Annotated in this window: 6 protein-coding genes; 1 reads left to right on the plus strand and 5 read right to left on the minus strand. The window is 45.2% G+C overall.

Translation table 11 applies throughout. From position 1 onward, the window contains the following. Positions 1-731: 731 nt before the first annotated feature. Positions 732-4,547, minus strand: a complete 3,816-nt coding sequence (locus B9N89_RS09835; protein WP_132317943.1) for a S8 family serine peptidase — start codon at positions 4,545-4,547, stop codon at positions 732-734. Between the two features lie 355 nt (positions 4,548-4,902). On the opposite strand from B9N89_RS09835, the gene B9N89_RS09840 reads away from it, so the two are divergent. Continuing rightward, the gene (locus tag B9N89_RS09840) at positions 4,903-5,502 is read left to right on the plus strand and encodes a TonB-dependent receptor plug domain-containing protein (protein WP_132317941.1); all 600 of its coding nucleotides are present in this window, start codon (positions 4,903-4,905) and stop codon (positions 5,500-5,502) included. 7 nt (positions 5,503-5,509) lie between these two features. Here B9N89_RS09840 and B9N89_RS09845 read toward each other — a convergent pair whose 3' ends face one another. From B9N89_RS09845 to B9N89_RS09860, 4 genes are all read right to left on the minus strand, one after another. Then, complete coding sequence (locus B9N89_RS09845; RefSeq protein ID WP_132317939.1) at positions 5,510-11,458, minus strand: AAA family ATPase; 5,949 nt, start codon at positions 11,456-11,458, stop codon at positions 5,510-5,512. A 332-nt stretch (positions 11,459-11,790) separates the two neighbouring features. Then, complete coding sequence (gene kynB / locus B9N89_RS09850) at positions 11,791-12,417, minus strand: arylformamidase (RefSeq protein WP_132317937.1); 627 nt, start codon at positions 12,415-12,417, stop codon at positions 11,791-11,793. A gap of 82 nt (positions 12,418-12,499) precedes the next feature. Beyond that, positions 12,500-15,712, minus strand: coding sequence for an aminotransferase class I/II-fold pyridoxal phosphate-dependent enzyme (locus B9N89_RS09855; RefSeq protein ID WP_132317935.1), 3,213 nt, complete (start codon positions 15,710-15,712; stop codon positions 12,500-12,502). 163 nt (positions 15,713-15,875) lie between these two features. Next, entirely contained in the window at positions 15,876-16,901 is a 1,026-nt protein-coding gene (locus B9N89_RS09860; protein ID WP_132317933.1) for a DUF3103 family protein, read from the minus strand. Positions 16,902-16,938: the final 37 nt, after the last annotated feature.

Raw genomic sequence — 16,938 nt, forward strand, 5'->3', positions numbered from 1 at the left:
CGTTGTAAAAACCATAAACCTAAGTTTGGTTCGGTTTCATCGATGCTTTTTCCTTTCAGAAAGTTTTGAACCGAACTTGAATCAGAGGAGCAGCTTTTCTGTGGTCGATAGCAAAGTCTGCAAAGAAGTGCCTTGGGTGATACTCCCTCTGCAATATTACTGCATGAATAGACTCTTAGTAGAGCAAGTCTCAGAGGATTTCAACAGAATCAGAATTTGGTGACAATTTTCTTTCAATAGAAACTGCGCAAGGTAAATCCTACTTTGTTAAGCAGTATAGAAAGCCCGACAGTCTCCTCATTGATTCCGAGCCTCTTTGGCGACAAGCTCTGTTCCAAAATCACACAACTTGAATAGCACTCGGCTAGATTTTTGTGATGTCAAGTTAAGTTCCTTGAAGGACTTCCAAATATCCCTTCTATCATCATTGTAGTTTAGAATGAGTGCCAGCTTAGCCTTAAGCGCTGGCTATTTCCCTCACCGTGGACACTTCCCATTCCGGAGACTCATCCAAGAGCATCAATCCGTGGCTCGCTCAGACTTCAGATCATCCATCAATGATTCACCATCAGCGCCTTCCGATCTTACCTCAAGATGAACACCCTGGCTTAGGTGTATGATTCCGGTCGTTACGGCCCACAGAAAACTTTCACTTCCTAAGTGTGTGCGCTGCCGGGCACACAAAAAGGGAGGCTATCAATAAGCCTCCCTTGAGCAAGAATGATTAAGATCTAGTTACTACTAGGTGTCGCTAGGACTTTTACAGGGTAAATGGACATAAGCATTTGCCCCTTACTATTGACAAGATCGATCTGCCCTTCAACATCAAGTCCTAGATCTAGGAAATAGGGGCTTGCGAGATAAGGAGAGCTTGGATCGACTGTGATGCCTAAGTTGTAGGTCGAGTCTACAAAGTCGCCTACATTAAGAGCCTGTGGCTCAGGTTTGCCGTATAATTTCATGTCGATGGTGTAAAGATCGCCAACTTTAGGAACGGTATAGCCGTCGACTTTAAGTTGATAATATTTACCTACCTCTACATCAGCAACAAACTGTTCGTTAGAATCTGCACCAGCACTCGATGCAACAGCCCGGCAGGTCGCAGAATCTTGGCTTATACACTCTAAAAGTAGAATATCTAAGTCAGTTTTAGGATCAGCATCATCGGAAAGGGCCGTGCTGATTTCTAGCATTTGAATCGAGGCATCGAAGGTGACAAACTCTTCACCAAGAAGAGGCACAGTGACTTCCTTTGCCTCAGCGGCTTGCTCAAGACGTTTGGTAAAGTTCTTCAGATAGAAAGAAGACTTATCCGTATCAATCATTGGGTCAGACCCACTTAGACGTAAAGATAAATCCTTGGACAAAGCCGTGCTTGTGAGTTCAATCACGTCACTGTCAAGCTTGCCTTGAGCAAAATCAACAGTTAGCTTGTATTTGCTATTAACGATTGATTGGTAGCCAGCGATGATCACATTCCAAATACCAGGTTTAGGGTTGAGGCGAGTGAATGAAGTTTTGCCATTCGCCTGATTGATTTTTCTAAGAGTTCCATCCAACGAGCAGTTGAGAGCAAAAGGTGCTGAGCGATCCCAGTCAGCCCTTGGAGTTGTTGCTACTGGAGTTCCCTCATAGACGGTAGCTAGAACGATGGCACACTGATCAGCTGTCACAGAATCTGTGGTAATTTCTGGAACTTCCAGAGTGATTGTTACAGATGAAGTACCTTCTGGAATCTCAATATAGTGTTTATCGACATCAAGACCACGAACGTCATCATTGATCGCATAAGCGGTTGAGCCAGAAAGAGTCTTATGAGGCACTGTGAGATAAACAGGAATCTCAAATGATGGGTTAGCTTCAACCTGATCGTTGCGATCAACTCGGTAGGCAGAGATGATGGCACCATGATCACCTGGGGATAGTGTGGCGAGTTTGCTGGAATCGATGCAAACATACAGTTCGCTATGAGTCGGCGCGATAGAATCACCATTAGGGAGCTCGATAGCACCTTCGCCTACGAGGAGCAATTGGTCTGAAACTTCTGAATCTAAGCAGGTGATCGTTCCGTTAGTTCCCACCCGTAACCAGTTGACGTGAGATCCATGTATTTCCGTTGTCAACTTGAAACGGTCAGCAGATTGACGAAGCTCAGCGAGCAATTCACCATACTTGTCGTGATCGCTTAGGGTTTGTGGTAACCGGCGGGTAACCTGAACATCTACCCGACGAAGTGGTTCGTCATACTTAAACCAGATTCCGCGTCCATAGCGTTTGCCTTTAGTATCGCCATCATCAACTTCGCCGGAGAAGTCTTGACCGTTGGGATTTTCTCTAAGGATTCGTACTTCGTAGTCGAGATTTACAGGTTTTCCATCCAAACTTACTGCCGCCATAGGCTGTTGATCTCGTTCAAGCTTAAGCGCTGCCCAAGCTGAGGGAAGATCGACCATACCTCGTCCTTGGTCTACCCAAGTATACTTTCCGCTGGTGGAAGCTTCAACTCCACCGGGGTGAAAGCTTGTGACGTTGAATGGCAGTGCTGATGCCATAAGTACTTTTTTAAGGGTGATGGGATCGTGAGGAAGCGGTCGATCGGGATTCTTCTCATTATACAGAAGGGCCGCATCAAGTAACATGGCAATGGCACCGGCTACCGCAGGTGACGACATGGATGTTCCCTGGAGGACATCGGCACCGGCAAACGAACCAGGTTGATGATTCAATGGTTGTGCACTGAGCAGAATACCTGGGCCAACAACATCCGGCTTAAATCCACCAGCCGCAGTGGGGCCACGAGAGCTAAAATCAGTAACGAAGGAATCCCAAAGGGGGTTGCTTGGATCTTCAAATTTTGGATCGATAGCACCTTCAACTCGGTAGAGACTGTTTGCCATCTTATTGGAGCTAGTTGCACCCACAGCTAGTACCCGTCGGGATGTTGCTGAGTTGCCAATGGTATTCACACCAGGACCTTCGTTGCCGGCTGATCGGACGTAAAGGGTACCCATAACTTCAGTCAATCGATCGGCCATCAAAGATCCAACATCGAAGCCATCATTGTTTTCACTGAGGTAGCCCAACGAGAGATTGACGACCTTTGCACCGCGGAGGGCTAGTTGCGCCATGGCTTCTGTGGCATCGACACAGCCCCGTGCAGCAAGACAAACGCGGCCAAATAAAATATCGGCGGACGGTGCGACCCCTCTAACCAATGGTTGCTCGTCGCTATCGTTACTGAACAGTTTCTGACCTGCTGCAATGCCTGCTACGTGTGTGCCATGGCCATTGCCATCGATACCTACAGGTTTGGCGTAGATGAGTGATGTAGTACCTACTTCCGTAGTGCCGAAGGTAAACCCTAGTGTTTCAGCTGCAATCTGAACCGTCTCGCGACTCTGGTTCCAGTCTCTCAGAGGTGAAGATTTAGTAAAATCGTTGGCAGCCTGCGAGAAGTAGAGTGTGCCACCAGCTACGCTGTCAGTTCCTGGGACGAAGATAGTCGCGAAATTTGAGTCTGTCAGACCATCATTATTGATGTCCACCACAGGAACTCCGGTTCTAGTGCGGGCATAGGACGATTCCGTTAAGAATCCAAGTTTCGCACCCGAATTTGGAGTTGTTAGCACATTCCAAAGATCTGAGTTTCTCTTAACCTTAAGAGTGATATTAATGGAGTCACGTTTAGCTGGATCAGGAAGGCTTGTGCCAACTGTTTTTTGAAGTGCTTCCGCTTCCACCACCAAAGTATTATCTTCACTGCCAATGGTGACGGTGAACTTAGCTTGCGGGTGAAAATAGATGTAACCTTCGCCAGTAAAATCGTCGATATAAGAGATTCGTGAGTCACCAGCTTGGTTATTAAAGGTCTTGTGATTGATAGTGATTCCGGAGTCGATAATACCAATTTTGACTCTTTCCCCACTAGGAGTCACACCAAGCTCGTTGGCAATAAGCTCTTCAAACTTCTGAATGCCCATCTCTTCAAGTGGACTATATCCATTACTAAGATCTCGGGGGTCCACAGATGTAGACTCAGCGTAGGTATGTGCCTCTATGCGGTTACTGGCGACAGGATTTGCTACGATATTGTAGGGGAAATCAATCTCGCCCATCTTGTTGTACTTATCAACGGCAACGTAGGCAACAAAGTATCCAAGCTTCGGATACTGTCTGGAACTGAGCACTCCAAGTTCGTCATCGAGTACTTTAACAACAGACGATAGCTCGCTTCGCAAATAGCTTTGTCGTTGATCGGCACTGTAGTTCTTCAACCGGGTGCGAAGTTGAGCAAAGTCTCCTTGATCTAAGGCAACTGCCACCGGAATGTAGGAAATCCCATCCACCACAGTCACATTTAAGAAGTCACCGGAGTCAAGTTCGATGATAGCTTGATCATCATTGATCGTAATATCACCTGAGTCGATCGCAACGTTAGGCAATTGAGCCTTACCCTGCTTTGAAGAGGAGTTTTGGCAACCCTGCATGGGTGCAAGTAGCGATAAAGACGCCCCTAACACTAAGCTTTGAATCGTAAGCTTTCTCAATTGTATTCTCCCAACAAAGTTTACTGGCTAGTCAGACAGTTTTGGTAGCATTACTTCCAGCTTTTGGAAAGATTATTTTAAAAAAATTATCAGGCCATAGAATTTTTGATCATGAGTTAAAATTTCTAATTATTATTTGAACTTGGGTTTGTAGCTCACAGAACACTTTATACAAATCTGTTGCCATTTCTGTTGCATCTATCAGATCTTTGTGTCGGTACGCCTATTCTCCTTAGTTCGTTCTCTTAGCGAATAAAGTCAGGCTTTCAAGGGCTGTTCGCCATGGTGGGAAGGCGACTCCTATGCATCACCCCGGTCTTGTGCTACATTTGAGTAAATCCTAAATTATGGCCTAATGATGCTTCGGTACATGTTCTTGCTAGTGTCTTACTTTGCTTCATCGTTTGCGATTGCTGACGACAACGCTGGTGATATTATGGACTTTAGTATCGAACAATTGCTTGATGCAAAGGTGACAAACCCAGCCTCACTCACTAGGCTCCACCTTGACGAGCTTCCTGCATCGATGACAACAATCCGAGAGCAAGACATCGCAATCACACCGGCTCGGAATATTCTAGACCTTATCGAGATCTATGTGCCGGGCGCGATCTGGATGAATTACGAAGAGGGGCCTCTTATAGGAATTCGAGGTAGCATGATCAATCGAAATTCTCGCTACCTACTTTTGATCAATAGTCGCTCTATGAATGCTAAGGGGCTAGCTGGGGCTAAGTCCGAAATAGAAATGTGGAGCTTAGAAGATATCCAGCGGATCGAAATCATTAGAGGGCCAGGATCCGTTGTATATGGAGCTGGCGCCGTAGCTGGAATTATCAATATTACCACACATAACGGCACGAGCTGCCCCCATGGCAAAGCTAGCATAAACTACATCACAGAATATCAATCCTCTGGGGCGAGCATTAAAAAACTCTACCCTTGGGGCAAATAAGTGAATGCTAAGCAGTTGATGGTAAAGATATTTTCTTACCAAATGTTTTAGGTAGATGAATTACAAACTTAAAAGATCTGAAGCCTGAAGCTACTTCATCATCTGTGAAACAAATATTAATATCACCATGATTGCTTACTAGAAAATGCTTCACCGCATCCAAGCCGACGCCTCGCCCGGAAATATTAGTGATCTGCTTAGCTGTAGAGATTCCAGATCTGAAAATGAGCGCGGCAATATCTTCATCAGCTAGGTCACTGGCATTCAATCCTACTCGTTCTCCAGTCTTCCTCAGCTGGCCTAAATGAAGACCTCGCCCATCATCTTGGAAAGTGATTTCGATGCAATCACTCTTATTCGAAACCTTAATTTCTATGCTACCTTGAGGGCACTTACCTTGCGCTCTTCTTTCGTCCTTCGTCTCGATACCGTGATCGAGGGAGTTTCTAAAGCAATGCATCATAACATCTGCAAGAAGGTTCTGAGATTGACTATCGAGCATAATATTTTCATCAATGTCTAGATTGACAGAAGGAGGCTCTTTCGCCAATTCCTTTGCAATATCTGGAAGGCTTGAGATCATATCAATTAGTTTACTCTTAAACGATTGCCCCAGTTGCTCTTGCCTAAGTGACGAAATTCTTTCAAACGCTTGTGCTTTTGATTCAATGGAGTTAAACGAAGCTGAAAGTTTCCTAACTTCCTCATCGATCAAAGCCGCTAATTGGTCTCCAGGCGCTTCTTTACGGAAGACTGCGATCTTCTCTTTAGCAATTCTCCTGTAATTTTGAATCCAATTATCAACCAGCTCTAGATCACTTAGTAACATCGATAATGCTTTTTTCTTCGAACTCTGATAATGCTCCTCAACAACATGAATCGTTTCAGAAATGTGGCTCAAGTTTAGCATCCGAGCATTCCCCTTTATAGTATGGATACTCCGAAGCACAGATTCAACCAACTGATGGTCTGGGGTTGATTTGCTAATCACATCTGATCGACACTCATCAACAATCCGACTTGAGTTCTCGCAAAAGGAATCGAAACGTTCCGCTTTCAAGTTCAAAATCTGGCCTATGATCTCAAGTTCTTCACTTTGATCCTTAGCCTTCTCCTTTAATACCTGAATTTCTGTTATATCCCTTATGACAAGCATGATTTTTTCGATGCAATCATGTTTATTGGTAATAGGACGCCAATCCAGCTCAAGGATCTCTGTGATGTCGTTTACATTTTTGATGATCTTTCTGGGTAAAATGTGACTATTAATATCGAAGGCGAACAGATCGCTACCGATCGTTCCTTTGATTGCAGACTTAGTCTGGGAAATGATGTCATCTGACACAGTCGAGTCTTTAAAGAGAAGATCTAGAACATTCCTTGATACAATCTCTGATCCTGGAAAAATAGACTCTAGGTACTTCGAATATTCGTTGTTTATCATGAGATCCCGACCGAAGGTTAAAATACCTTGATCGATGTTCTCTAAGATCGATCTGATATCTCTTGACTTCTCTAGTACTTCCTCCGTTCTAGCTTTAATACGCTCTTCCAAATCATTGTATAGCCTGGTGTTTTCTATGGAAATTGCAATCTGTGAACAGATTAGACTTAGAGTTTCTACTCTTGAATCCGTAAAGGCGTCAGCCATCAGATTGTTTTCCAAATAGAGTATTCCGATTAGATTGCCCTGATTCACAATCGGTATACAGAAAACGGACTTCGTCTGATGCTCTTGTAGGTAGGAGTCATTTACAAATCGACCTTCCTTAGTCGCATTAGATAGAATTAACGTTTCTCTACATCTTGCCACGTATTGAACTATGGCCTGGGCTAGGTCCTTACTTTGATCTAGTGGTTGCGAATCCAAAATCTTAAGATCTTCATTGTTTTGATATTTGGCTTCAACAAATAGCTCCTTATTGTCTGAGCCAGAAAGTAAGAGCATCGCTTTTTCTGCACCAGCGTTCTCTTGCACGATCTTCATGACTTTACGGATCAGATTATGTAGTACAAATTCCTGTGACAGAGCCCGTGATGCGTCCACGATCGTTGACATATCAATCGAACTGGCTTCAATGGCGTTCGTATCTTTTAGGCTAGGCATCGCAGTATTACTTAGCGTTGTCGGAGAGTGGGATAAAATATCTGAATACGTTTGATTCAAGTGCTCTACTTTCGCGGTGGCTCCCCATTTTCCATAGAGGTATTGGGATTCTTTTATAAATATAGCAGAGATCCGTTTTCGCCCTGAGACCTTGTAATACTTACCTGCCAGTTCACAAGATATGGCGGCATTATGAATGAAGCCCTGCTCCAGTGCTTCGTCTATAGCCTGCTCATAGAGAGTTTCTGCAACTCGAAATTGATGGCTTATTCTTGCCTTTTCAGCTTGAAGTATGGAAAGCCTATGCTTTTGGTTTTCTGAGCAAGCCTTCGAGTATCCGCTGATTTTTTTGATGCTTGAGTTCAATATCCATCGATACTTCATCTTTTCTAGTGAGCTATCACATGAATCATACATTTGCGCTGCAAGGAGTCCATGTAAAAAGTTGTGGAGCGAAACGACATCAAGGGCTATCATTGCGTCACTCTGAGACCCAGCTTGACCAGAATGATCAATGCCACGATCTGGCGTGCCAAAAAGGAAGAATAAAAGCCCCTTCAATATATGAAAATCGCAGTTAACTAGCGTAGTGAATCGCTCAATATCTGTCTCGTCGAAACCTTCATCGCTAAGGGATGTTAAATCTGATGTCTTTCCCATAAGTGCCTTGCAAAACTGTATCTTAATAACTCCATCGTCAAGAAAGTTGGTATCCTGGCTTTTTTCCATAAAGTCGACTTGCTTATGTGTGATCTCCAGGACTTCTGCCAAAGAATCCCCTTTACAGAGCATAGCCCAAGACTTTCGATTCAAGCAGTATCCAGCATAGGCAAGATCTCCTGATTCAATTCCTGCTTCGTAACCGCGGTCAAAAATGGGAAGTAGTTCGCGAAGATGCTTGACCCAGTGAACCGTGAAGGAGGCATACACCATGCAGGTACTACTCAGATAGGAAATGTCTCTTAGCTTCTCATTTAGGGTTAGAGCCATATTTCCAAATTCATAGGCTTCTTGATATGACTTCAAAACTCCAGCTAGTATGAGGCCATAGCCAGAGTAAGCGTAAGTCGTTTCAGCAATGTTTCCATGTCTTGCAGAAAGTGCAACGGACTTTAGGATTAGCAGTGGCAGCATATTTTCTTGAGTACTCAGGTAGGCTCCGGGGCACATCTGAATCATGATTTTAAGAATCATCTTCTTTGTGGGATTTGTCATCTCTGGAAGCTCTAGCAGGTCGGAAGCTTTCTTCCCTGCAAGAATAATCTTTACGTTTAGTAGCTCTTGCAGAACGGGAATTGGGCTTGGGTTCTTCTTAAGTTTCATACCTAGTTCATTAAGTATCCCAATACCAATATCGATACACTCTTCATACTTCGCAAGCTGGGTATAGGCTTGAAGCCTTAGTGAAGCCAATTTCGCCTTATCAAGGTCAGAACTCGCTTGCTCGATCAACTGGAAAAACAGCGATTCTCCTTCCTCAAAATTTCCTGATAGATAAGAACACTCCAGATGTTCACTTCCTTGGCTAAACCCTAGGCTGTAGTCGTTCTGCCAAATGTCAGCAGGAAGCAGCTTCGCAGCATACTCTAAGTAGCTAACTGCAGGTTGGTAAGCCCCCGAATGCTTGGCTTTGATTCCTGCCATAATATTGAAATTTGCCACTACCTTCTTCTCGTCTGATGTTTTAATCAGTTCAATTGCCTTGTTATAGTGACTTACTATATCAAATAGAAGATCCTCACACTGCGTATTTCTAAACTCTTTGCTCTTTAGTCGAGCGATCATCAGATGGATTTCAAAGCATTTATCGCCAACAAGCTCATATACAGCCTGGTGAACTCTATCGTGGAGGAATCTATAGTAGCCACCGCCTAGTATAATTAGGCCGTCCTTGAGAGGCTCCCAAAGATCCATAATAGAATCTGTCTTGGGTTTTCCATAGATTGAACTAAGGTCTTCGATCTCGAATGTATTGCCAATGCATGCAGCTATCTTTAGAACTGCTTGTGAGTTGGGACCTAGCTTCTTGATCTCGTCGGTCATCAATTGAACAACATTTTCAGTAATGTCAACTTTCGCGATCTCCTCAAAGTTCCATACCCATCTGCCACTCGTGAAGTCAAAACTGATCAAATGATCTTGATATAGGCTTTTAAATAGTTGAGTGATAAAAAACGGGTTGCCATGGGTCTTAGTCATAAGAAGATCGGCGAGCCTATCAATCTCCTCACCATCTGTATGAAGGGTATCTGAGACTAACTGCCTGACATCTGTTTTTGATAACTCGGCTAGATCGATAGTTCGAACTGAAGCACCTAAGTTGATCATGCTATCAATTTTAATCATCAGGGGATGAGAAATACTAACTTCATTGCTTCGATAGGTTCCCACGATCAAAATATGATGGTTCTCATGGTTTGTCATCAAGTTCAAAATTAGGTCCAGTGTTGGAAGATCAGACCACTGCAAATCATCTAGAAATATCACGAGAGGGTGCTCTTCTTTAGCAAATACTCGAACAAATTTATTGAATACAATGTTGAGCCTGTTTTGGTTCTCTGCCGGAGCTAGCTCTGGCACTGGCTGTTGCTTGCCTATAATGAGTTCCAGCTCAGGAAGAATATCTACGATAACCTGAGCATTTCTACCCAAGGCGTGGGCAATCTTTTGCTTCCAGGTATCGAGGAGGTCTTGATGCTCACTAAGCAATTGGAGCACAAGATCTTTGAAAGCCTGCGATAGCGAAGCGTAGGGAATATCGTGCCTGAACTGATCAAACTTTCCAGAAATGAAGTAGCCATTACTTTCACTCACTGATTTATAGATTTCCTTCACCAGGACAGACTTTCCAATTCCTGAGTGACCGGCTACTAGAATCACCGCGGAAAAGCCGTTGCATACTCTATCATATCCTTTGAGCAAGGTCTCGATCTCCTTATCACGACCATATAGCTTTTGGGAAATGGTAAACTTGCTAGAAATATCTTTTGTACCAATACTGAAGTCCGAGATTATCCCGCTTTGAGCATACTCCTCCAAGCACCTGGTCAAGTCGAACTTAAGACCCGTGGTGCTTTGGTAGCGATCATCTGGATTTTTTTCCAGAAGCTTCAATATAATCTTTCCGATTACAGGCGGAACTGTTGGCAATATCTCGACTGGGTTCTTGGGCCGCTCGGAAATATGAAGACTTACTAGCTCTCTTGCACTCTTTTTCACAAAGGGAGCTTGTCCAGTCAAGATTTCATAATAGCTGGCTCCGAGGGAGTAGAAGTCCGTTCGATAGTCGATGGCTCGATTTACACGCCCCGTCTGCTCTGGCGACATATAGGCGATTGTCCCTTCTAAAAACTCGGGATTCTTGATCTCCTGAGTCTCGCGAGAGAGCATTGTGCTGATTCCGAAATCTGTAATTTCTAGCTCACCAGTTTCTTCGTTGAAAATAATATTAGATGGATTGATATCTTTGTGAATGATGCCATTTTCATGAAGATTACCAAGCCCCTCGGCGACCTTAATGGCTACCATCAAGAACCTTGAAACATCCAAGGGCTTGTCGCCCAAGATTCCCTCAAGGGATTCTCCTCCAATATCCTTTTCCACAATCGCAAAAGTTTTTTTGTACACTTCCAAGGAAATGATTTTGATAACACCTTTAAGATCAAGATGAGAGAGCATCTTAATCTCGTTTTGATAATGGGAATATTCCTGAAGTGTTGGCGTTTCACTCACAGGGACTTTAAGGATAACGGGTAGCTGATCCGATTCTCTAATGGCCCGGTAAACCTTGGTACGATTACTGCTGTAGATTTTTTCTTTCAACTCAAAACCAAGTATTTGGGTATCCATATTTGGCCCTTGTTACTGCTGTATTAAAGTGTTCTCAACTAAGTATTATACACATAGTTAGCTCGACAAAACTCCAGCTCTACCATGGGTAGGGACGAGCCAAGCCAATCAGCTAGATAAAGTGGTTCTTTGGCGATGGAATTGAATAGAGAAGCCAACTCAGCTTATATCTTGACTCTTTGAGTAGGTTACTTTTGTTAAATGAAATCCGCTTCTTTTTCGCAGCTAAGCTGGTCGCGCCTGATATCGCACACCTGATGGACGGTGTTCTATGGCGAAAAGGGGTGAATCTTATTAACTCTAGAGGGAGCGACTTAGGCCATTTTTCCTCCTTAAAATGCTCTAAGAACAGCCCTCACCGGGCTAGCATCAAAGCCCTTCAACTTCAATGGCAATGCAATAAGTTCGTAGTCACCCGCTTCAACATCAGAAAGAACGAGACCTTCTAGATTTCGAATATCATGTTTATAAAGCATCTGATGCGCAGGCAGGTCCTTTGATGAAAAAGGATCCACGGAGGGCGTATCAATGCCCACAAGCCTTACACCCCGTTGCCCCAGGGCATCAAGCAAGTCAGGATCAAAGGCTACAAAGTCTTCATTAAAGATCTGAGGGTTTGGAAAGCTCTGGGTTTTAAAAAGCAACCTTTCGGGGCAATTGCCTTCAAGCTGGCGAGCGATCTCCTCAAGGCGAATTAGGCCTCCTATGGGCGGTTCTACAGCAATCACCCGACACGGCCCCATGTAGGGCTCTAAGTCAAGTTGTTCAATGCTAGCACCATCACGATGGAAGTGGGACGGAGCATCGCCATGAGCTCCAACATGGACAGTGCTAGTCAGCGCGGAAAGATCCATATTCGATCCTTCAGCAATCCGACACTGCCACTGACGCTGGAATTGCACATCCCCAGGCCAAACAGCAATGTTCTCGTCTACAGTCGGTGAAATATCAAAAATCAACGTTGCAACCTCATGAGAATGAATTCCCAAGAAGCTACAATAAGGACCGGCACCTTACTAGACAGCTACCATTCATATTTCGTCAATTGCATTTTTCGAGCACGCGCTTGTGAAAGCTTCGAAGCCTTGCCAAGCCTTGATCAAAGTCTTCCTGAGTTACGGACAAAACGAATCGACAGTAGCCGTCGATTCCAGTCCACTTGGAATCATTGATCAGAAGATTCTCTGTAAAAAACAGAGATTTCACAAGCTCCACTCCATCCAGAACAACCTTTTGCTCTTGGCCTGAGTTATCAGTAAAGAGGAACTCCTTACCCATATAGGCATCGGGTTTGGCGATCAGAAAAAGGCCGCCATCCGGTTCTAGCACGCGCCAGCCGCACTCCCTTAAACACGAACCAAGAATAGCAGCTCGTTCAGCGAGTAAAAGCCTCTGTTGCCCTAAAGACGAAACAAGCTCAGGGTCACGGGATTGATAGGCTGCAAGTACCTTTTTAATTGCATACTGAATTGTGAAGTGTGGCCCTTCAAACGGGTTTTGATGGAGCCACTGAATCAGCTCGGGAACGTCACTTAAGGCATAGCCAAATCGAAGTCCACCTGCAGCAAACAGTTTCGACGCCCCACCGAGAAAAACCCATGGCACGTCTCGCGTCGCTAAATGCTTCAAGGATATGGGTTCTCGATCACCCTTAAAGTTTAGCCCTCCAAATATACTATCGAAGATTAAGCCACCATCGTGAGCCTCGATAACATTGGCGATCTCATCCAATTCGGTGCTGCTGTAGGCTGCACCTGTCGGATTCACCGTCGGGCCGTTGATAAACACCCAAGGCTTTTGGATACCCTGCAAGCATTTATGAAGGCCCTTTGGGGTAAGTTTAAATTTATCGGCTTCATAAGTTTCGCAATGGGCCAAGCCAACTCCGAAGAATTGCGCAGCAGCGACGAACTCGCCATAGGCACCTCTGGGAAATACTAAGGTTCCGCCAATTTGCTTGATATGAATGAGCAATCCTGCAAATAGGGGGGCAACACCAGCACCCAACACAAGTTGGGATTCATCGAGCCCCGTTATCTGATAGTCCCTCTTTAGATTTGCAAGGATTTCAGGGCTTGGGTCGTATTCGTCGAAGGAGATCTCACGCCTTACATAGGCCTCATAGATTCCATGGCTCAAGTTTGATGGAATGGCGAGACAGTTTTCACCATAGTCGAGGCGAACAGTACTGGCTGACATAGGAAACTGGTTCCGAGTGATACACGGGTGGCTGAACGCGAGCCTCGCATTCTTTGCCAAGGGACCGAGCTTAGGATTGGTATTATGATCCACCCTCGCCTCTTTAATGCTTATCACCTGAGACTCTCGGGCTTGGGTCATATGAAAGCTAAGGAGATCCCTTAGAATCTTATTGTAGTACTCTTGCATCAAAAACGGCGTGCGACTGTAGCTGAACTCGGCAGCAGATACCAATGCTTCGATAACAGACTGATTTTCGGATATCAAGAAGGCAAGCTGCAAATCGGAGTAGACCCGATTCTTTACCAGGCCACAAATCAGATGAACGTGATCGGGTAAGGTATGGTGGGACATATACTGAAGAGCTGCGGAACTACCAGGATCACTACTCAAATCAAAGTAATTCGAAATATCAAGTATCAAGCGACAGTTTTTCTTAGCCGTCACGGCGAATAAGTTGCCGAGTCCAACACCGGATTCGTTTTCAAAATCTGTTAAGCAGGCGATCACCAGCTCGGGCTCTAAAGTCTCAACCAGGTCTTCTAAAAGCTCTAGGCGGCGTGGCGCTTCTAAAATCTCTGAGCCTAGCCAAAGTCGGCCTTGATAATGAGCCGGTATCAAACGATGAACTAAATCTTGGTCCACGAGGACTCGCCGCGGCTGATACAAGCTAATTATATTAGTAACAATATCGGAACGAGACGGGGCTACCAGGATTTGCGACATAGCCACAGGGGCTCGATAGAATGTTCGAACGAATCTAGCAATGTTCTCGCGCAACTCAGGAACCCCTTGAGTATCCCCATAGGGAAGGCTCTGGGTCGTTTGGAAAGTTTCTGCTAGATGAGCAAGAAACCGAACTCTTTCACTGTATACTTGGGGGTCGTTCGACGAAAGATCGAGAGCCTCATGCAGCTTCTTATTTGCAGGGGTACTGAGATAATCAAGAATCTTAGCCACCTGCTCATGGGATGGTAGAGTTGCTTCGTAAACGCTCAACGAGTGGGCGATTGTTCCACCCGCAGCGGCATAGGCTTGCGCCGTCTTTGCGGAAATAGATTCCCGGCTGTCAGTACCCATATAAAATTCGAAGCGATGAGGTGAGCTTTCCTCGATTTCGACCAAAGCTTGAATGTCGGTATCCCCTGCTTGCACAACCCTAGTGCTCCAGACCTTGTCGATATGGAAGCCTCTCCTCATAAACAGACCTTCAAGTACCTTGGTTCCTGGTCTGCCGCCAAGGTTAAAGATGATTGAACCAGATGGTCGAAGGCATGCGACAGACTGCTCCACGGCTTTGGCGATGAGCCCGAGCCCAAACTGATCTTCAAGATAGCCATGGGCTTCTGTGTAGTTGCTAAGGTCGTAGAGCGCTTGATCGGAGGCTGCCTCGGTAGCCTTGCGGAGCAAAGCTTGCGGGTCGGGAGAGAGTACCTGGGGAATGCAACCGACCACACGATCAAGTTTTAAGCCTTTCTTTTGGGTGACATGAGATAGGAGGTCGCTTTCTGCAAATTCGACCCGATCCCATAAAGCCTGACCCTCCTCATCTAAAATGGCCTCACCATTGTCGCCGACGCTATTGAGATAGAGGTTGATTTCAGCGCAGGTAATGGCTTTTGGGTTAATGTCGAGGCCAAATATTTTTCGTGGCCGGGTTCGACGGGCTAATGCAATAGTAATCCAGCCGTTGCCACAGCCGAGCTCAGCCACAGTTTTATCCTCGAAGCTTGCTGGAGAGAAGCGAGATAGGCCCTCGTAGAAGGTGTAAGACCACTCTTCAGGTGCAAAGATACTCGGCAACTGCAGTAGATGGATCACGCCGTGATCGGCGCCTAGGTCAATTTTTGAAAAGGAAAAATGGTACTTCTTTTGAAAATCATCCGCAGACTCCGCTTCGGCAAAACGCTTCTCCAAGGTTCTTAGAGCCTTTATCGCCTCCATGCGGCCATCGTTGCTTCTTAAGGCAGAAAGCAACTCTTTGAAGTAACTATAGCTTGCACTGCTGGAGGGGGGATCTGATAGAAACGTCTCAACCGGTCGAAATGAAGTCATTATGGCTCCCTAAAGTAAGAACTCCGCTATAGGTGCTTGTTGACTTGGTTGTTCTAAATCAATTCTGTCAACAAACCCTACAATGTTCCTACACTAAATTAGGGAGCAGGTCATCCTTTCAGACACTAAGAGGCAGCGGGGCACACGCCCCCCCTACAGTGGCTTACTCATCGTTCATCTTGAGTTCAAAAAGGCTTATATTCGCCTCTACATCTCCCCTAGAGCTAGGATAGAACGTTCCATCTGTATACTTTTCGATTGTATTGATGGAGTCGATAAAGTCATCGTCGTCTGTCCAGGCTGAGGAAGGAATCGCATCAATTACCTTCGATAGAACCGAACTGACAGCCTGAACCACTGCCAGTGTTGTGCCAGTTGGATCTACGAATATAGCTGTGATAGAAGCTGCTGCACCAACCGCTATTTTTGTAATTTCGCTGTAGTTATAACCTGAGTCATGCTCAAAGAAGGCAATGTCAAGGATCTGGTAGCGATTCACTTCCCAGATATGGATGACCTTGTTCACCCGATAAGTCTTATCTTCATCTTCGACTTCAGGTAGCTCGATAAGCTGAGTCGCCCCCTTACCGTCCTTACCAATGTAAGTCACAACCATATAGATTTCAGCACTACCTTTAAACCACGGCTCCTCTACATTAGCAAATCGGATGTCATCCAATTTATGGCTGCCGCGAAGCGCTTCATCGGCAAATGGCTGTATGGTTTCCACTGATTGCGGTACTTCGGCTACTGGCAGTGTTTCATCATCCGCGATAACTATGACCGTGCGTTCCGGCACCTTCTTTGCGTCGAGCTTTACTTCGTTCCCTTCGGAATCGAAAGCGATCAGCTCGTCGATATCATCTTCGTCTTTCTGAGGGACATAAGCGACCAATGGCGACTCGTCATCGTTACCTTTGGTAACCACTTCGACAACCATACCCTCAGTCGCACTAAGCGATTCTCTGGTATCATCATCAATGTCATAAGACTGATCGCTAGCAATATCACTGCTCTTGGTAGGCCCCTTGGCTTCCAGATCCGCTTGGACTTCCTTAATCCCTTGGGATTGAGCTAATTCTCTTGCCGCTTGGTGTCCGCGGCGATCGCGATCGAGACCGCAGGCGCTTGAAATCACAAGTAATACACTTAGCCACAAGCCTGTAGCCAATGAATTCGTCTTTACCATAGTAGTTCTCCTGACGTTATCTGCCGTGTTTTAAGCA

The sequence above is a fragment of the Pseudobacteriovorax antillogorgiicola genome (genome assembly GCF_900177345.1).
GTDB lineage: Bacteria > Bdellovibrionota_B > Oligoflexia > Oligoflexales > Oligoflexaceae > Pseudobacteriovorax > Pseudobacteriovorax antillogorgiicola.

Coding starts and splice junctions, on each gene's coding strand:
- B9N89_RS09860 (WP_132317933.1), bottom strand. CDS start 16,901: ATGGTAAAGACGAATTCATTGGCTACAGGCTTGTGGCTAAGTGTATTA.
- B9N89_RS09840 (WP_132317941.1), top strand. CDS start 4,903: ATGATGCTTCGGTACATGTTCTTGCTAGTGTCTTACTTTGCTTCATCG.
- B9N89_RS09845 (WP_132317939.1), bottom strand. CDS start 11,458: ATGGATACCCAAATACTTGGTTTTGAGTTGAAAGAAAAAATCTACAGC.
- B9N89_RS09855 (WP_132317935.1), bottom strand. CDS start 15,712: ATGACTTCATTTCGACCGGTTGAGACGTTTCTATCAGATCCCCCCTCC.